This window comes from Geobacillus sp. G4 (assembly GCF_040327975.1).
Classification (GTDB): domain Bacteria; phylum Bacillota; class Bacilli; order Bacillales; family Anoxybacillaceae; genus Geobacillus; species Geobacillus thermoleovorans.
In genome coordinates, this window is the sequence record NZ_JBEPJY010000009.1 from 119,716 (window position 1) to 139,280 (window position 19,565).

Annotated in this window: 15 protein-coding genes and 2 pseudogenes; 2 read left to right on the plus strand and 15 right to left on the minus strand. The window is 43.7% G+C overall.

What is annotated here, in order from left to right:
• Positions 1-19 precede the first annotated feature (19 nt).
• The 11 genes from ABS784_RS12420 to ABS784_RS12470 all read right to left on the minus strand — a co-directional run bounded on the left by ABS784_RS12420 (position 20) and on the right by ABS784_RS12470 (position 13,910).
• Positions 20-919 (minus strand): fumarylacetoacetate hydrolase family protein, encoded by a 900-nt coding sequence (locus ABS784_RS12420; protein WP_352512653.1) that lies wholly within the window; start codon positions 917-919, stop codon positions 20-22.
• Between the two features lie 229 nt (positions 920-1,148).
• The gene (locus ABS784_RS12425) at positions 1,149-3,350 is read right to left on the minus strand and encodes a dihydroxy-acid dehydratase domain-containing protein (RefSeq protein ID WP_352512655.1); all 2,202 of its coding nucleotides are present in this window, start codon (positions 3,348-3,350) and stop codon (positions 1,149-1,151) included.
• Positions 3,351-3,532: 182 nt separating this feature from the next.
• Positions 3,533-4,372, minus strand: coding sequence for an aldo/keto reductase (locus ABS784_RS12430; protein WP_023634176.1), 840 nt, complete (start codon positions 4,370-4,372; stop codon positions 3,533-3,535).
• Between the two features lie 56 nt (positions 4,373-4,428).
• Positions 4,429-6,525 carry a beta-glucosidase gene (locus tag ABS784_RS12435; protein WP_352512658.1) on the minus strand — a complete coding sequence of 699 codons (2,097 nt, stop codon included), beginning with the start codon at positions 6,523-6,525 and terminating at the stop codon, positions 4,429-4,431.
• A 62-nt stretch (positions 6,526-6,587) separates the two neighbouring features.
• Positions 6,588-7,415: a carbohydrate ABC transporter permease gene (locus tag ABS784_RS12440; RefSeq protein ID WP_023633587.1), complete on the minus strand. Its 828-nt coding sequence runs from the start codon at positions 7,413-7,415 to the stop codon at positions 6,588-6,590.
• Entirely contained in the window at positions 7,416-8,360 is a 945-nt protein-coding gene (locus ABS784_RS12445) for a carbohydrate ABC transporter permease (RefSeq protein WP_023633588.1), read from the minus strand. It lies immediately after the preceding gene.
• A gap of 173 nt (positions 8,361-8,533) precedes the next feature.
• Positions 8,534-9,838 carry an extracellular solute-binding protein gene (locus tag ABS784_RS12450; RefSeq protein WP_352512661.1) on the minus strand — a complete coding sequence of 435 codons (1,305 nt, stop codon included), beginning with the start codon at positions 9,836-9,838 and terminating at the stop codon, positions 8,534-8,536.
• A 291-nt stretch (positions 9,839-10,129) separates the two neighbouring features.
• Positions 10,130-11,608: a glycoside hydrolase family 5 protein gene (locus ABS784_RS12455; RefSeq protein WP_352512663.1), complete on the minus strand. Its 1,479-nt coding sequence runs from the start codon at positions 11,606-11,608 to the stop codon at positions 10,130-10,132.
• 625 nt (positions 11,609-12,233) lie between these two features.
• Positions 12,234-12,905 carry an SGNH/GDSL hydrolase family protein gene (locus ABS784_RS12460; RefSeq protein WP_352512665.1) on the minus strand — a complete coding sequence of 224 codons (672 nt, stop codon included), beginning with the start codon at positions 12,903-12,905 and terminating at the stop codon, positions 12,234-12,236.
• A 28-nt stretch (positions 12,906-12,933) separates the two neighbouring features.
• Complete coding sequence (locus tag ABS784_RS12465) at positions 12,934-13,728, minus strand: Nif3-like dinuclear metal center hexameric protein (protein ID WP_352512667.1); 795 nt, start codon at positions 13,726-13,728, stop codon at positions 12,934-12,936.
• Between the two features lie 14 nt (positions 13,729-13,742).
• Entirely contained in the window at positions 13,743-13,910 is a 168-nt protein-coding gene (locus ABS784_RS12470; RefSeq protein WP_160164937.1) for a hypothetical protein, read from the minus strand.
• Between the two features lie 453 nt (positions 13,911-14,363).
• On the opposite strand from ABS784_RS12470, the gene ABS784_RS12475 reads away from it, so the two are divergent.
• Positions 14,364-15,587, plus strand: coding sequence for an endo-1,4-beta-xylanase (locus tag ABS784_RS12475; protein WP_352512669.1), 1,224 nt, complete (start codon positions 14,364-14,366; stop codon positions 15,585-15,587).
• A 249-nt stretch (positions 15,588-15,836) separates the two neighbouring features.
• Here ABS784_RS12475 and ABS784_RS12480 read toward each other — a convergent pair whose 3' ends face one another.
• The 4 genes and pseudogenes from ABS784_RS12480 to ABS784_RS12495 all read right to left on the minus strand — a co-directional run.
• Positions 15,837-16,478: a YesL family protein gene (locus ABS784_RS12480; protein WP_352512671.1), complete on the minus strand. Its 642-nt coding sequence runs from the start codon at positions 16,476-16,478 to the stop codon at positions 15,837-15,839.
• Positions 16,479-16,564: 86 nt separating this feature from the next.
• Positions 16,565-17,410, minus strand: a complete 846-nt coding sequence (locus ABS784_RS12485) for an SDR family oxidoreductase (protein ID WP_352512673.1) — start codon at positions 17,408-17,410, stop codon at positions 16,565-16,567.
• The gene (uxuA, locus tag ABS784_RS12490; protein WP_352512675.1) at positions 17,386-18,501 is read right to left on the minus strand and encodes a mannonate dehydratase; all 1,116 of its coding nucleotides are present in this window, start codon (positions 18,499-18,501) and stop codon (positions 17,386-17,388) included. The genes ABS784_RS12485 and uxuA overlap by 25 nt, the downstream gene beginning before the upstream one ends.
• A gap of 7 nt (positions 18,502-18,508) precedes the next feature.
• Positions 18,509-19,021: pseudogene (locus ABS784_RS12495) on the minus strand (glucuronate isomerase); the annotation flags it as partial.
• Positions 19,022-19,132: 111 nt separating this feature from the next.
• Between ABS784_RS12495 and ABS784_RS12500 the strand changes: the two are divergent.
• Positions 19,133-19,565: pseudogene (locus tag ABS784_RS12500) on the plus strand (IS701 family transposase); the annotation flags it as partial.

The window sequence follows — 19,565 nt, forward strand, 5'->3', positions numbered from 1 at the left end:
TCCCCACTCCTTCTATCCATTATTGATGAATGATTGTTTGACGAATCAGCGATTGGACTGGATTGGACAGCACTCCAATTTCAGGAATCTCGATTTCGATCCGATCCCCCTCTTGGAGAGTGAACTGATTCGGGGGAACGATGCACGTTCCCGTTAACAATACCGTGCCGTCAAACACTTCGTTATCGCGAATCAAGAAGGACACTAGCTCATCGTATGTTCGTTTCAACTGTCTTGTATTGGCGCTTTCTTCAACGACAAGTTGGCCGTTGCGGTAAATGCGGCAAGTCAGCTGCAAGTTATACGGGTCTTCTACTGTCTCCGTCAGGCGGATCGCCGGCCCAATGGCGCACGAATGCTTCCATATTTTCGCCTGCGGCAAGTATAACGGATTTTCCCCCTCGATATCCCGGCAGCTCATATCGTTTCCAATCGTATACCCGACGATTTCCCCTTCTCGGGTGATCACCAGTCCAAGTTCCGGCTCCGGAATTTGCCAGTTGGAATCACTGCGCAAATACACGGGGGCATTCGGGCCAATCGTACGCGCCGCAGTTGATTTCAAAAAGAGTTCCGGCCTTTCCGCGTTGTACACCCGGTCATAGCACGTTTCCTGGCCTGTTGCCTTCTCGACCGTTTCATAGTTTCTCGCCTCGCGGCTTTTCTCGTAGGTGACGCCCGACGCCCATACCTCAGGGGCGACAATCGGCACAAGCAAATTCAATTCCCCTATCTCTTTGTGGATCCCTTGTTTTCCGCTAATCAGCGTTTGAATATAGCTGACGGTCGACATTTGGCGATGTTTTGCCTCGCGAACCACTTTCATCAAATCGCGGAACGGGAGCGGATACACGATATTATCATCGGTAACCGCGGCTACTATTTCCTGTGAATCTTCTAAGTAGCGAATAATTCTCATAACCCTCTCCCCTTACTGTTTGATATTAAAAAACTCTGTTTTATCATCTTGTCAGAAAGAAGCCGCTTCATTACACAGATAAACGGCTAGGGCGGATATACCCCATTTCTTTTGAGATCTGTTCAGCCGCATTTTGCAGCAGCCGGATTTCCTCCTCGAGCACGGTGTCCGTTATTTTGGCCGAAGGCTGGGAGATGCTGAGAAGGCAAGAATCACTTCAATCCTCCCGTTATGATCGTTTGACTGTAGGAAGGACAACATCCTTTTTGTAGTCATACACGGCCTCTTCGGCAATCGGCAGCGGAACAACTCCATGGGCGGCATCGGTATGCCCAATCAATCGGTTGCTCGCCGCAATCCGCCGTTGGCGCTTGCGCATCGCCGCTACGCGTTGGTTGGCGATTTCCGTTCTTTCCTGCTTGATCGATTCAAACTCGAACCGCAGAATTCCATTTCGGAACGCCAATTCATCGACAAATTCGATTCTCCGCTCACGAAGGCCAATGTAGAGAAGATCCCCCGTTTTTAAATACAAAATGCCTCCGCCGCGAATGGCTTCCGGCGTCATATGTCCGATGGCCGCCCCGTACGTGACGCCTGAATACCGCCCGTCGCTGATCAGCGTCGCGATCCGTTTTAGCTGTCTGTTCGCGTTAATATGCTGCATCGGGGTGAACATTTCCGGCATGCCAAATGCCTCTGGCCCCTGGCCGGAGATCACAACCGCGATTTTCAGCGCCCCTTCCCTTGCCATCGCATCAAACAGGTCGTCATATTCATGATCTTTCAATGGCTCAAACAAATGCGGCGCGTTATGTTTCAAGGCAGCGAGCAAGCTTTGATGGTGAAAACAGCGGTTTTGTTTGATTTTTTCCAACAAATGGACATCAAGCAGCCCCTCGTTGGCATCGTCTTCGTTCTCGTAATACAGGACAAAGGCGACTTTCTTGTCAAACTCGTCAATTTGCCTTGTCGCCATGCCGCTGATTTTCACCACCGCACTTTCAAAGAAGTTGCCTGACAACACGTCGACCCCGCTAAACGGCCGTCTCGGTTTGGATAAGATGACCGGGTTATGCTCGACGTTTTGCGCCGACAGCTGCGCTTGGTTGACAGACAGTCTTTCCCGCCATGTCGTTCCGGTTGCCGTCGGAGCATCCACATCCATCGGCACTCCATTGTTCATCAGTTCATGGAATACTGTTTCCATTCCCCGGATCTTCCCGCTGCAGCACTGAACAGCCAGTGCGAAAATGTCTCTTCCTTCCGTTAAACTATAGTCAAATAAATCCGGCACCGGCACTTCATGGTGGATGCGATCATACTCCCACAGGTCGAACTGATAGCCCCCATAAAGCATAGCCGCCACAATATGCATCATAATGTTCGTCGATCCGCCGGTGGCGCTGTGGATGCGAATCGCGTTTTTGATGTTGGCCGCCATAATATTGGCCACTCCATACACCGGATCATTCATTAAATGGGCGAGGCTGTCCAACGCCATATTTATTTGCTCCTGCGTCGGCGGGGCGGCGAGCAATTCCAAGGCGGGATGAATCAATCCCAATCCGGCGATCAAATGCCGGGAGCTGTTGCCGGTTCCGTTAAAGGCGCACACTCCGCCTTGGCTGTCGCAGGTCGCCACCGCCAACCGTTTTTCATAGTCTTCGTGCTGCTCTTTCGTGATGAGCCCTTTTCCTCTCGCCCGTTCGAGCACCCCTTGAAACGCCGTGTTGGAAGAGCACTGCAAAATATACGCGAGCGCATCCCGCAAGTCATAGGCAATGTCTTCTTCCCCGGCAAGTTCCGCCCGCCGGGCGACTTCCTCGAGCTCGGCATACAACTTAGGCGGAATCGTCCCGCCTTTTAATACATGGGCTGGCGCAAATGTCGCGAAGAAAGGCGGCTCCCCCCGCTCGCGGCGGACGCGGTCAAGATGGGCCAACGCGCTGACTACGCCAAGCGGCTGCTTGTCACACCCTTGAATGACAAACGCCCCGTGGTAGCTGTGCGCTTCCAGCTGGTTTACAATCATTTGCGCCACGGCGTTGCGGCTTTGCAGCGAATAGCTCATGCCTTGGTTGCTTTGCGCCGTCCCGTCGCACATCACCGGTGTCGAAAATTGAAACGGCACACCGCCATTTTGCCAAATGCGAATCGCCGCCCGGGCGATCGTTTGAAAATCCATAATGTGGGCCGGATGGTCAGGCGACCCGCCAATAATCGCAATTCTCGGGGCATTGTGGTGCAGCCGGTCATAAATTTCCTCCAGCGTCCAGTCTGGTTGCACCCCTTTTAGTTCAGGGCCTAAAATTTGTTTCGCACGGTCGAGCAGCCCGGCGACGCATATCGGCTCGTTGGCCTTTCCTTGAACATTGTCTCGGTATGGGTTAACTTTACACTCAATATAAGGGTACCTAACAGTTGACACAATCGTCGCCCCCCTTCTAAACAATAGAGAATTTCTTTTATTCTGTCCGGCGAAGATATCCTCTAAAAATTTGAACATCATATTTGTATAAAAATCATTGTTTGTAAATCGTCATTTTCATCCTTAAGTAGCAAGCAAAACTTGCTCGTGGGCGTTTCCTTTGTCATTTTCTATACTCTTATTTATACTTTGTCGAATTCATCAGGATCTGCAAACATACGTTTGTTCTGATTAAGAGCATTTATTTTATCCATATCTTCCTGCGAAAGCTCAAAATCAAAGACATCCGCATTTTCTGCAATACGGTGAGGTTTCACAGATTTTGGAATGGTGACTACCCCGGTTTGTAAATCCCAGCGGATGATGACCTGTGCGGCTGATTTATTGTATTTATTTGCAATTTCAACTAACACGGGATCGTCAAGAAGTCTTCCTTGCATTAACGGTGACCACGCTTCAAGCTGTATACCATGACTTTTACAAAAATCATGTAGCTCCTTTTGGTTAAACCGTGGATGGTACTCTACTTGATTGACCATCGGTTTAATTTCACAGTTTGCCATAATTTCTTCTAAATGATGAATCTTAAAATTGCTCACACCAATGGCGCGAACAAGCCCATCCTTATAAAGTTTCTCAAGCGCTCTCCATGTTTCAACATATTTTCCCCGAGAGGGTAACGGCCAATGAATTAAATACAAGTCTAAATAGTCTAATCCCAGTTTTTTTATGCTTTCATCAAAAGCAGCTAATGTAGATTCATAGCCATGGTCCGCATTCCAAACTTTCGTTGTAATAAATAATTCATCACGAGGAATACCTGACTCCGCAATAGCTTTTCCTACTCCCTGTTCATTTCCGTAAATCGCAGCTGTATCAATACTCCGATAACCGACTTCAAGAGCTGCTTTTACAGCATTTACAACCTCTTCTCCGTCTTTTACTTGAAACACTCCTAACCCTAACCAAGGCATTTTTACACCGTTATGCAATGTTGTTGTACTTTGTAAATGTTCCAACATTGCGATCCTCCCTCTAGAAATGTTCCTTTTTGATATTAAAGTGGTCCGTGAGCTCCTTAGCTATTTACATGACTGCCTATACTTACCTTTCCTGCGATTAAATCTTTGCTATCGCTGCTATTTCCGATATAAACTTCATAATCCATCATTTCTAGCTCCCACTTATTTGTATCCGGGTTAAACCATTTGATTTTCTCGATTGGACATGCAATACTCACTACCTTCTTCTCTCCCGGTTTAAGTGATACCCGTTCAAATCCGCGCAATACCTTAACTGGCCGGTCAACCTTGGACTGACTAAACCCTATATACATTTGAACTACTTCATCACCTTCACGGTTTCCCGTGTTTTCAACCTCACAGGACGCAATAATTTGATTGTTCCGGACCTCAAACCTTGCATTTGATATACTAAATGTAGTATAAGATAAGCCAAAACCGAAAGGTAATGAAGGGGATTTTCCTTCCTTTTCCAACTTTGCATACCCATGATAATATTCGTATGTTATTTCTGTTGCCTCCCAATCAGTTTGTGGCAAATCACTTTCATGAGCTGGAATAACAAAGGGCAATTTGCCTCCAGGATTTACATCGCCAAATAGTGTTTTTGCAATTGCAGTTCCGCCTTCCATGCCAGGATAATATGCCATTAATATCGCGGAAACATCATTTTTCCATTCCTCAATCATAATCATACTTCCACCAATTAAAACAACGACTGAATTTTTGTTTAAAGGTCCAACTTCCTTGATAAGTTTTATCTCATCACGCTTAAGCCCCAACGAACCCTTTCGGTCTCCGCCAGCAGCAAACCTGTGACCCTCGCCGATTATTTGAGAGGTATTCGTATCATCGGCATTCTCGATAAACTCACCTTCATCGTCGTGATTGTACCCCACAACAAATATAACAGCATCAACTGTTTTTGCCAGTTCTTTTGCCTTAAGCAAATCCTGTCCATCATTAAAAATCACTTCACTATTCACCGCGATTCTTTTTATCCCTTCCAGAGGTGTTACAACATACTCTGGAAATACTCTGCTCGATCCGTGATCGCCTATATTTTCCTGGTTTCCAAGTTTTCCGATAACAGCGATACGTTTTGTCTTCTCTTTCGAAAACGGTAAAACATTTTGATCATTCTTCAGCAGAGTCATTGATTTTTCTGCTGCTTCCAAGGCCAAATTAATATGTTCCTTGCAACCAATTAAGTCTTTACTGTACTCTTTACTGTCTGCTTCTGTGAATGCAAGCAATGTTCTGACAATGCGCAACGCAGCCTTGTTAATTGTTTCTTCACTTACCTGGCCATTTTTAACCGCTTCTATAAGCTTTTCACCAAAGTATTTCGTATGACACATTTCAATATCCATTCCACCATTTGCAGCTTCAACTGTATCTTTCACTCCCCAAATAAAATCACTAATCACAAACCCATCAAAATCCCACTCATTTTTTAGAACTTGGTTTAAGAGATAATCACTATGTCCACAATGCACACCTTGATACAAGTTATAAGCACTCATGACACAGGCAGCTCCTGCGTCAACACAGTCCTTGAAGTGGGCTAGATACACTTCGCGTTCTGTCCGTTTATCTGCTTTAACATTCACTTTAAATCTTGCATTTTCCATACTGTTAAAAGCATAATGCTTGATGCAGGCAATGACATTTTCTCCTTGAACTCCCTCAACTAATGCCGACCCCATCGCTCCCAAAAGGAAAGAATCTTCCCCATACACTTCCTGACTTCGTCCCCAGCCTGGATTTCGAGGGAGGTTAATGCAAACTCCCCCAAACAAGTTACCACCATGCGCCCTGATTTCCTTTCCAATCGCCTGGCCAATCCGCCGCTCGAGGTCTTTATCAAAAGTCGCACCTCTTGCCACCGTTACGGGAAAACATGTGCTGTTCCCTGAAACAACCCCACGCGGCCCATCAACAAACTTCATTTCAGGAACACCAAGTCGTTCGTTGCCACCAGCCGGATACGGTATCCAATTATAGTGTTTCCCGTTGGAAAAGTCATCCACCATTTGCTCCATTGATACCTTACCGCTCATTAAATACACTTTTTCCTCCAATGTCATTTGATTTACAATTTCTTGTGCTCTTGATGTGTAAGACAGGCGATATTGTTTGTTCACTTTCATGTTTTTCCTCCCCATAACATTTTATTGTTTTGTTATTAATAAATCTTTTTTCCCTAACCTTCTTAACCCTTCACAGACCCTGCTGCGATCCCCTTCACAATTTTTTCTTGAGCCACAAAATATACTAATAATAGAGGCAGACTTCCCAATGTGAGCGCTGCCATTATTCCTGGCACATTGACAGAAAACTCGCCATAAAACTCCCTTAGTCCTAACGGTAAGGTAGAATTTTCCTTTGAGTTTGTTAAAACTAGCGCAAAAATAAACTCATTCCAAATATGAATAAAGTTATAAATGGCCACCGTTGCTACAGCCGGTTTTAAAAGCGGAAACAGAATTTTCCAAAACAACCTAAATGGCCCGCAGCCATCAATCTTGGCTGATTCTTCTAATTCAACAGGTATTTCTTGTAGGAACTGGGTGAATATTACAACCGATACAGGTATTGAAAATGCAACATATGGACCGATTAATCCCCAAATCGTATCATACAATCCAATGTTAATCGTTAACAAATAAATTGGAATTAGTGTGGTATGAATCGGGATCATCATCCCGATCAGGAAAAGGATGAAAACAGGTCTGTTTAATCTAAATTTCATTCTTGCCAATGGGTAGCTGGCCATTGCGGATATAACAATTACTATAACCACAGAAACTGTTGAAACTATTAGGCTATTGCCAAAGTAACGGAGAAAGCTCGATGAAAGTACTGCGGAATAATTGTCTAAGGTAAAATCTTTAGGAAAAGACCAAGGTGAGGTCATAAATTCAAGCTGGCTTTTAAAAGATGAACTTACCATAAGGAAATACGGTAGGCCGGTAAATATCAGCAAGATAATGGCCAATAGATAAAGGGGCATACTGCTTATTTTCTTTATAAAAGCCATTTAGCTTCCTCCTTTTCTTTTTTGTTCAGAGAAGACAATAATAACAGTGATTATGAATGCAATCAAAAACATAGAAAAAGATATGCTACTTCCGTAGCCCATATTGAAGTTTGTAAATGTTTCCTCATACATGTACGTCGCCATCAGTTCTGTGGAATTATTAGGTCCCCCGCCGGTCATTACATAAATTAAATCAAAATACTTCAACGAACCAATGATCGATAAAATACTTGAGGTAACAATTGTTGGCATTAACAATGGTAGTGTTATCTTGAAAAAGCGTTGCCTTGAGTTCGCTCCATCAATCATGGCAGCCTCATAAAGTTCTTCCGGAATCCCTACAATCGCCGCCCTAAATAAAACCATATAGAATGGAGCATACTGCCAACAAATAGTAGCAATAACTGCCCAAATGGCGGTATCTTCGTTCCCGAGCCATGCCCTTTGTAATGAGTCCAAACCGAGCAATCCTAAAATATGATTTACTATTCCAAAGTTCCCGTCATACATAAATGTAAATAAGATGCCTATAGCCACCGTAGACATTAAGAATGGCATAAAGTAAACCGACCTAAAAAAACGCATCCCCTTTATTGGGCTAAATAGCAATAAAGCCATTATTAGACCAAGAGGCAATTGGGTTAATAAAGAGGAAAAAACCAGCAATGAATTGTTTTTTAGGGAAGCCCAAAACAACTCATCATGTAAAAGCTTTATGTAGTTCTGTAAACCGATAAATTTAAAAGTATTATCAATCCCTGACCAATCGAAGAGGCTATAGTAAAACGTCATCACAATGGAATATAAAACAAAAATACCATACACGAGCAATGCAGGAGCTAAAAAACTTCCGATTACTAGGCCTTGTTTAATTTTAGAAGTTACTTTTTTCTTGCCAACTGCTGTCATAGGAATAGAGGCAGTCGACAACTGCTTAACAGTCATTTTCACAATTTCTCCTCCCCCTTCCTCTTTTATACAAGGATGCCATATGGCCCTGATCCTTACAATACCTTCCGTCTGTTTTTTATTTGGCGTTGAATTAGGTACCCACAGGATCAGGAATCCTATATGACATCCCATTAAATAATCGTATTGTAATTGTAATTGTTATTGCTTTATTTTTTTTCTATGACTTCTTTAGCCTTTTGCTCCACTCTTTTTACTGCTTCCTCAGGAGTTATTGATAATCCGAAAAGTGCTTGAGTTGTATCCAAATGTTCAGTTGCAACTTCAGTTGGGAGAGTTTGATCATAATAGGTTTGCATAAATTCTGCGTTTTCTAAAACACTATTGATTTTTTTAATATAACCATCCTCATATTTAACGCCTTTTACGGCCGAGATAACCCCAGCTTTATTTGCCATTTCTTGCGCCGTTTCCTTGCTTGCAAACTCTTTTATAAGCTCAACCGCTAGGTCCTTATTTGGACTTTTTTCCGAAACTGAGTAAACTGGACTAACCCCACCTACAATATCTTTATTAGTACCTTTTCCACCTTCAATTATTGGGAACATAAAAAATCCTAGTTTTTCCTCAAACTCTGGCATTTCTTTTCTGATTGTACCTAAGAACCAGCTCCCATCAATAGTCATTGCGGCTTTTCCTGTATACAGCAACTGTCTCGATTGACCTGTATCATAATTTAAGCCATTTACTCCCTCTGGAAACGCCCCCATTTTCACTAACTCTTGAATTTTTCTTGCTGCTTGGACATATGCTTCATCATCAAATCCCCTACCGGTGCGCCCAAAAGCTTCATTAAACAAATCCTTACCACCAATTCTTTCTGCCAAATACATCATATAAAAAGAACCAGGCCATTTGGTTTTATTGGCTAATGCTAAAGGAATAATTCCCTTTGATTTTAGTGTCTTTATAATTTCTAAAAATTCATCATATGTTTTGGGTTCCTTAAGGTTGTACTTTTCAAAAATTTCCCTATTATACCAAACAGGGACAATATCCATCCCAACTGGTACACCATAAATCTTACCATCATAAGTAGCAGGAGAAATTGCTACTTCCAAATAATTGTCTTTGTCAATTTTATTTGTAATATCCATTACCTGGCCAGCATCAACAAAGTTTTTTAGCCATCCCCCTCCCCAAGAATGAAAAACATCAGGAGGATTTCCGCCGCCCATGGCAACACTTAATTTTGTTTTGTACGGGTCGTTTTCATATCTTACCAACTTCACAGTTACACCCGGGTGTTTCTCCTCAAACCTCTTCGCGGCATTCTTAAGAGCTACCTCTGACTCGCCTGTTTCAATATGCCAAACGGTTAATGTTTTTTCTCCAGAGTTCGGTTTACCCGAACTACTTGTATTTGTTGAAGGAGCTTTTGGTTGGCAGGCTGCCAAAAGAATAACCAGTAAAATTGAAGCAAACAGTTTACCCCTTTTTAAAAACTTAAACATTTCCCCTCGTCCCCTTTCGCTATTATTTTTCTATTAAAGGTTTCTTTATCGAGGTTAACCTAGAAGGCTGGTGAAAAACCTTGATTTCCGGCTCAATTGGTGTTTTCTGTCGCAGGGAAAGAGCTGATTTTAAAAGGTTTCCCAACTTGAAAAAATACGTTTTAGGCCGATTTTTCACTAAATCACCAGTCCTCTAGAGATTGTCTTTTGAACCATCACCCCCTATCAGATCCTTTGATAAACGAACAATACAAACTAAACCAATGCTATTTTCTTTCTATATTTTGTTACTCACGAATTGGAAACGGACTGACTAGCGTATTTCGTCAGCACCTCCAACAAACCTTGGTTGATTTTGCAATTTTTAAACGCAAACGACTGCATAATGTCATCAATTTTTTCCTCTGATAAATCTTTAAAAAGTTTTGCATACGTTGGCTGGATCAATGCCCCTGTATAGACTGTTAAAATAGCTTGCGAGAGGCAAGCGACATTATGACTGTGAACAATCCCAGGATCCCCAATCACTTCTTCGAGATGGGACGCCAATTCTTCAACCATCTTTCTTGCCCGAAACCCCGGAAGCCAGACCATCCAATCATCTGTGTTTAGTGCATGTTTTAGCTTAATGATCGGAGCGATCCGCTGCATGTATTCTGATTCCGGATCAAGAGTGACGAGCCCCATTACTCCGACATCTTTATACGTCCATGTTGTCCAGTGCGCACCAAACTCTTCGAAAATACTAATTTGATCGTCCATGGCCCGTAAACGGTCAGGAATTTCATGAGCCGGTCCATTATACACGGAACCAAACTCCCCTACCCAAAGCGGAACATGATATTTTTGGGCAAACTTTGTGCCTTGGTGATTTTGAAACTCCTTTCTTTGTACTTCTTTATCCCAATATTTCCCTCCATCCACACGGGCATTTTTTGCATCTGCCACTCCTGGATACGGCCCTGGTCCAAATCCTGCCGCTGTATAGTTATGGCTACTATAAACAAGATTGTCCGCAAACGGCGCTTCCAATCCGTCGAACAATCTAGAATACTGATCTCCTTCAAGGAAAATAATATGGTCTGGGTCAATATTGCGTATGGCTTCAACCGTCCGCCGGTAAATGCGGTTAATCCTGTCCCAATCCGGCTTGTAATTATTGAAAAACGTATGTGGGTAATCCCCATGTGGGGTATTCACACACGGTTCATTCATCAAATTGTAGCCAGCAACAACCGCTCTTCCCCGATAACGGCGCGCGAACTCCTCCCATAAGGCAACAAACCGATCTTGGTACGTCCGGTCATGCCAAAACAAGCTATGACGGATATCATTATCCGAATGCCAATGGGTATTTTGATATCCTTGAACCGCATGGAGATCTAAAATAACGTATAATTCATACTTCTCACAAAGGTTAATAATATGATCCAAACGCTCAAATCCACTTTCCTTGTAAGTGAACGGGTGCTCATCATCCTCAAAATGCCGATAGTTTAGCGGCAGACGAATAACATTGGCTCCCCAACTTTTAATAAACCGAATGTCATCTTCCCCGAAGAAATAATGTTGCATTCTCTCAAACAAAAACTCGGCCTTCCCTTTCCCAATCACTTCAGCTACCATATGGCGCAACGCGTGCTCTGAACCCGTATAGCCATTAATAAAATCCTCCATATTCATCCAGCCACCAATGCAAGTACCCCTCAACTGAACAGGGTTTCCCTTTTGGTCAGTAATCTTATTTTTAGTGACTTTAAGCATTTCCATAATTTATCTCATCCTTTCCTCTGTTGATCTATTATTTTTTCATTAACTAGCTTCCATATCCGCACCCATATGGACTTCTCGTACTTAATCTAAGTGTATATGCCCTGGGCAAAATGGGTGCTATATTGCCATCAAATACCGTTGATTTTAGTTAAAACCGACAATCGGTTCAGGTTTTTAAGCAATAATATCTTCTGCGCATCTTCCTCACTCCCGAATGATATTACTGCTTTATATCCTTGTTGATGAACCAAATGCCACCTCCTAAATAAACCGCTTACAAAATACCGCATAATTAGATGCCTAGTACAAGAATTGTCTATGACGTTAGTGGTCGTTCGTCGTAAACCTATCTCTTTTAACCCATCCGCATCCGAAGAAATAGTAGACACTTTTTCTCCTTACTGTCGAATATTAGATCTTACCAATCTCCAGTAACAATTAGATAGTTTATTTATATCACAAACTATCTGTCTTTATTTTATCACCATTTTTAGAATATTACAACTAATCATGCTTAAATTTCAGAAATTATCTTTCATTTCCTTGAGAAGATGAAAAGGTACACCCTAAGGAGAAGAGGAAAGAAAAGATTCAGCCAGTAAGGGCCGATTGGCTCAATTGCCTATCCCCTCAATCCATTGGGCTTGTTCCAATCAAAACCGATCGCCGTCAAAAAAGCTCTTGCCAAAATCATATGCCCCGCAACAGATGGATGAACACGATCCCAAGCAAGAGCGGCCGGATAAATCGTTTTTAATACCGCATTAAAAGCTGCTTGGGTATCGACAAGGAGGCTGTCTGTTTCCTCTGCAATTTGCTTGACAACACGGCCGTATTGATCCATCGTGCGGCGCATCGGATCATGTTCATTTCCCTCAATATAAAACGGCGTCATCAAAATCATGCCTTTTACAAGCGGTTTTGTCTCGAGGACAAGACTGCGGAGTGTTGTTTCGTATTCATCCAAGTATACATGTTTTTCTTTCATCAATGGCAAATCATACTGCCGCCAAACATCGTTAATGCCGATCATAATCGATACCCAGTCCGGTTTTTGTGCGATGACATCTTCTTTCCACCTTGCTTTCAAATCCCGCACCGTATTGCCACTGATTCCCTTATTGACAACCCTAATCCCCAACTCTGGATAAACCGCCTGCAGGAGACCATCGATATACGCTACATACCCGGTTCCCAGCGCGCCAAACAAGCCTTCCCCCTCCGGCTGAGCACGACCGCAGTCAGTAATTGAATCGCCAATAAACAACAACTTTTCCCCTCGACCGATTTTCATTTCGCATTGCCTCCCTTGAAGTTTTCTATCAAACTACTTGAAAGAGCGGAGCTTCTTGAATAAAATGGACTGGGACATCAGGAAATTGCAATCCCAACCACTCAGCCAAGTACCTCATGCCCGGTTCTTCGCTTTCCGCGTGCCCCAGTACAATCAGTGCTTTTCGCCTTCCTTGATGCACAGCATCGCGAACGTATTCTGGTGTCTCCCATTCAGGTCCCTCTCCGCAAATAATCGCATCAAGGTGCTCCTGTTCAAACAATGGAATCGACAGCGATCCGCTGCCTCGATACCCCACTAATAGCCCAATACGAGTACATGGGGCAGATAAATCTCCTGTAATCCGCACGAATGGGGCATGCAACTTTTCTTTTGCATATTTAGCTATTTCCTTTGCAGTCATGCGAGGAATCACTATAATTGCCGCAGTGGGCAAATATTTGGAGATATGCGTTTCCCAGCCCAAAGCGCGGATTAGGCCTACCATAATTCCGTCCGGTTGATATCGATGCCAACCATCATGAAATCGGTAAATGGCGATGCCCGACTCGCGAATCAAGCGAATCTTTTCTTGATATACCGGATCCTTTTTCATCATTTCAGTATGGTCAGTATGACTGTAAAACAACCCTTCATGAGTGATAAGGAAGTTGGCGCCCGCTGAAATAGCTTGCCGAATCACGCGATATGTAGGCATGAAACTAATTGCCATCCCTTTTACTTTCATATTAGGATCACCGTACTTAAGGGCATCCACAGTATTCGAGATTTTCCCTATCGACACTGTTAATCGTTCTAGTACTTCCTGAACGGTGACTACCATTATTCTGTCTCCTTTCAATTAATACGCTGGCTGCCATAAAACTCTATTGTTTGTTCACAAAAAATTTTCATAAACGAGCCTTGCCCGCCACCTTGGCATGAAAATGACTCATCGAAGTGTGCGCACAAAACAAGCATGTCCAGCCATTTTGAGTTCACCCCCTGCTCTTGTCCCTTCAGCATGTTGCTTTCTACCTAAAACTTCTTCTATTCAGAAACAATAAGGATGAAATGGTTGCAATCAGTATGTTTACTATTCAAACTAATTATATACAGAATTTTTTAAATTCTCAATAGTGGTATTCACGTACTATCCGCCAATTCAGTGAAATATCTCCTTCTCCCATTGCTGATGATAGCGCCCGTTAAATCATTAAGCAAAGGGAGAGATGTTATATCCCTGTTCATTGGAGTTCTCGCGCACCGAATTATTGATTGTTCCAGAGCGAACAGCTCGCATCGGCAACATATCCATAATCGAATTAATAATTATAATATACATAATAGTTAGTATATTTGTTTTACAAACAAAGTTGGTCGTGATAAAATGAAATTAGGGAAATGCAACACCTTTCCTCGAAAGGAAAAACCCTTTCATCCCTATATTGCGATATGAAGGAAGGAGGAACGATGGGTATGTGGAATGTCATGCGTAAACCAGTAACTGTTGGATTAGCTCTATCGCTATTGCTTCCTATCGGAATGACCGCCACATCTGCTGAGAGTGCCGATTCTTATGCAAACAAACCCAGCATCAGTGCATTGCATGCCCCACAACTGGATCAACGCTACAAAAACTCATTCACAATTGGGGCGGCTGTTGAACCAAATCAGCTGCTGAACCAAAAAGACGCCCAAATGCTAAAACGCCACTTCAATAGCATTGTTGCTGAAAATGTTATGAAACCGATCAACATTCAGCCGGAGGAAGGGAAATTTAACTTTGAACAAGCCGACAAGATCGTCCAATTCGCCAAAAAGAATGGCATGGATATTCGCTTCCATACACTCGTTTGGCATAGCCAAGTACCTCAATGGTTCTTTCTTGACAAGGAAGGCAAGCCAATGGTTAATGAAACAGATCCAGTGAAACGTGAACAAAATAAACAACTGCTGTTAAAACGACTTGAAACTCATATTAAAACGATCGTCGAGCGGTACAAAGATGACATTAAGTACTGGGACGTTGTAAATGAGGTTGTGGGGGACGACGGAAAACTGCGCAACTCTCCATGGTATCAAATCGCCGGCATCGATTATATTAAAGTGGCATTCCAAACAGCGAGAAAATATGGCGGCAACAAGATTAAACTTTATATCAATGATTACAATACCGAAGTGGAACCAAAGCGAAGCGCTCTTTATAACTTGGTGAAGCAATTAAAAGAAGAGGGCGTTCCTATTGACGGCATCGGCCATCAATCCCACATTCAAATCGGCTGGCCTTCTGAAGCAGAAATCGAGAAAACGATTAACATGTTCGCCGCTCTCGGCTTAGACAACCAAATCACTGAGCTTGATGTGAGCATGTACGGTTGGCCGCCGCGCGCTTACCCGACGTATGACGCCATTCCAAAACAAAAGTTTTTGGATCAGGCAGCGCGCTATGATCGTTTGTTCAAACTGTATGAAAAGTTGAGCGATAAAATTAGCAACGTCACCTTCTGGGGCATCGCCGACAATCATACGTGGCTCGACAGCCGTGCGGATGTGTACTATGACGCCAACGGGAATGTTGTGGTTGACCCGAACGCTCCGTACGCAAAAGTGGAAAAAGGGAAAGGAAAAGATGCGCCGTTCGTTTTTGGACCGGATTACAAAGTCAAACCCGCATATTGGGCTATTATCGACCACAAATAGACAGCCAAAAGCACATAGGTGTCTCCAGCAAGGAAGAGGATGTCTCAACAGCAACGAGGCATCCTCTTTCTATATATACTGTATTGAACGAATTCACTTCTATATCCGGTGTTTCATCGAGAAGACAAGCATCCTTTTAAACCAGCCTTTTTGATCGCTTGTGTTGACAACACCTTAGTCCGCTTAAGCTTCTTTTAAGCCATAATGGACCTTTTTCTACATTACTCTTAAGGGAAGGTGTTCATATCATCACCCCCCTTGTTTCCTGACCTCCAGCCTTTCCTCTGTTTTGCGAAATACACGCAATGCGCCGCTCATCACCACCAAGGCGAGCGAACTGATGCTGAAAAACGGGATCAGCCCCGGAATATACATCAATAAGACGAACAAGACCCCAACACTCATCAGCATCACGAGCGTCATGAATGGATTGGCCATTCCAATGAAAAAGGCATATTTGATATATTGCCAAAAGCGCAATTCGTAATGCACATAGATCGGAAACACATATAAAAGCGTCACTGTATAAAAAATGAAAATGATCAGCAAAGCAACAGAAAACGGAAATCTCCATTCTATTGGCACGTGGGCGAGGTATAAAAGATCGATATAGAAAATATACGCTACCGCCATCAACAAAAGCCCAATCCGGTTCGCCCGCCAAAATTCACCTTTATACGTGCGAACGAATGTTTTCAGCACTGGAACATCGTGATCGTGAAAGAGAAGCCACTTTCTTACGATCGTAAACAGCGCCACCGTCGCCGGCGCAATGCCGAGAATGACAAGTCCAAGGACGGTAAAAAAAAGCCACAATAGATTGATGTATGCAAGTCTTGTAATCCATTCACAAGCCCGATACAACTTTCCATCTAGCAAACCGGTGCGCATGATTCATCCACCCTTTTCGTCCTTTCTTGCTTTTTACCAGTATATCATAAGTCAAAAAAAGAGGGGAGGCTTTGTTTATCCTCCCTTCAAACTCCGGCATAAGCCAAAAAGCCGCCATCAACAGGAACAGTCGTTCCAGTGACAAATCCGCTCATTTGATCATCCACAAGCCAAAGCAAAGTCCCCAGCAAGTCTTCCGGCTTGCCGAGCCGCCGCATTGGTGTATGCATCAAAATTTTTTTCGTCCGCTCTGTATACGATCCGTCAGGATGTTTCAAAAGATGTTCATTTTGTTTCGTCAAAAAGAACCCCGGGGCAATCGCATTGACGCGAACCCCGATCTCGGCGACATGCACAGCCAACCATTTCGTGAAGTTTTCAATTCCCGCTTTAGCCGCACTGTACGCCGGCACTTTCGTCATCGGCCGCGGAGCGCTCATCGAGGAAATATTAATGATGGTTCCCCCTCTGCCCACCATCTGTTTGAGAAAATGCTGCGTCGGGATGATCGTCCCAAGAATATTTAAATCAAAAACATAGGAAAACCCTTCTGTCGTCAAATCGAAAAACGTTGTAATGTCTTGATTCTCTAGATCCTGCAACTCGAATATTTCCTTTGTCGTAATGCCTTGCGGATGGTTTCCGCCTGCCCCATTAATCAGGACATCACACGGTCCGTAAACTTCCGCTACCATTTCTGCCGCCTGTTTGACCCGTTTGACATTCAGAACATCGCACGAAATGGCCAGCGCCTCACCTCCTTGCTCTTCAATTTCATCCTTGATTCTTTCAGCTTTCTCGAGCGTTCGGTTTAAAATCACCACTTTCATTCCTTGGCGGGCTAGCTCTTTCGCCATGCAGCTGCACAATACCCCACCCCCGCCCGTTACGACTGCTACCTTTCCTTTTAAACTTGGATGGATCGGGAGCATGTCTTCTCACCTTCCTGCTTCTTTTTTTCATTCTCCAAACTATCCCAAATGCCAAGCAAGTACATAATGCCAAGCGCCCGATCGTACAACCCGTAACCTGGACGAGCTTGTTCCCCCCAAATCATTCGACCGTGATCCGGTCGAATGTACCCTTGAAAATCAGCCTCATGCAACGCTTTCATAATCTCGCATATATTCAACGAACCGTCGCAACTGCGATGAGACGTTTCCTCAAAATCGCCATTCGCGTGAATTTCGACATTCCGGACGTGGGCAAATGGCACTCGTTCCATTCGCAAAAAGTGGCGGAAAATGCCCGGAACATCGTTGGCCGGATTGGCTCCAAGCGACCCGGAGCATAATGTCAACCCGTTCGCCGGGCTGTTGACCATATGGACGATCCGCTCCAAATTCTCCTTATTGGTCGCAATTCGCGGCAATCCGAACACCGACCAGGGTGGATCATCAGGATGAAGAGCCATCCGAACGCCGCACTCTTCTGCCACTGGAACGATTTGTTCCAAAAAGTAACGCAAATGGTCAAATAGATCATCTTCGGTTACCCCTTTATATAGCGAAAAAAGAGGCTTGATTGTTTTCAAACGTTCCGGTTCCCATCCCGGAAGCAAAAACCCGTTCGCTCCACTTTCAATGCGTTCGATCATTTCCTCCGGATCGATTTGTTCGATCTTTTGTTTCTCATAGGCAAGCACCGCCGACCCGTCAGGCCGCCTTTTGGCTAAATCAGAACGGGTCCAGTCAAAAATCGGCATAAAGTTGTAACAAATCACTTTCACTCCTGCTTTCGCCAAGTTGCGAATCGTCTGTTTATAGTTTTCAATATATCGATCTCGCGAGGGTAAACCAAGTTTAATATCTTCGTGGACGTTGACGCTCTCAATGACTTCAAGATGAAATCCTTTTTCATTTACCTGCTGTTTGAGTTCCAATATATCATCAAGCGGCCATACTTCACCGACTGGAATATGATATAGAGCTCCAACGATTCCTTCAACTCCTGGAATTTGCCGAATATGATCTAATGAAACAGTATCATGTTCCTTTCCGAACCAGCGAAACGTCATTTTCATTCTGATCTCATCCCCCACTCACGCCGACTTGAAAGTATTGTTTCGCGTTGAAGTAACATACATCTTGAACGATTTTCCCTAAAAAATCATAGTCTTGTGGCACCTCTCCTTTTTCAATCCATGAACCGATCAAATTGCATACAATTCTGCGAAAATACTCGTGGCGTACATAAGACACAAAACTCCTTGAATCGGTCAACATTCCGACAAACGTGCTGAACACACCGACATTGGCAAGATCCGTCAAGTGTCTGATGATGCCATCTTGATGATCATTGAACCACCAAGCTGCGCCAAATTGAACTTTCCCTTTTACTCCTTCTGATTGAAAATTGCCGACCGTTGAGGCGACAATATAGTTATAAGCAGGGTTTAATGTGTACACAATCGTTTTTGGCAGTTGATCGCGACACTCTAGCTCATTAAGAAAGGCATTTAACGGCTGGGCAAGGAAAAAGTCATGAATCGAATCATATCCTGTATTCGGACCAAGACGCTGAAACATCTTTTCATCTGTAGATGAGCAAATTCACTGACATAAATTGACAACTAAACAAAAAAGGAGACATGAACCCGATTCCTTGGTTAGAATAGATGTACCACCAACTATCCACAAGGAGGTTCATGTCTCATGAATAGATTAGCACATCACCAAGGAATCCACAAGTTTTTCTTCACGCTGGGGTTGACGCTGCAGCTTTCCAAACCGGTCATCAAGCATCTCATTCATATTGTCGATGCCTTGACCACCAAGGGATTCTCGGGAACATTGACTGATATTCATTACTGGAGCTTTCATCCGAATCATCGAACGACGCTCAGTCACTTTTTCACGAAAAGCCCTTGGAACGAGGAAAGGCTGCTTGGGAAGCTTCAAGAGTGGATCCTTTCCCAGGTCGAACGACTGGCCAAACGGAAGAATCAACCCCTTTTTGTTTCGATTGATGATACGATTTGCCAAAAAACAAAGCCTTCGTCACGGGCTGTGCACGCCATTCAAGGGTGCGACTGGCACTACTCGCATAAAGATCATCAATCGGTCTGGGGGCATTCGCTCGTTTGGC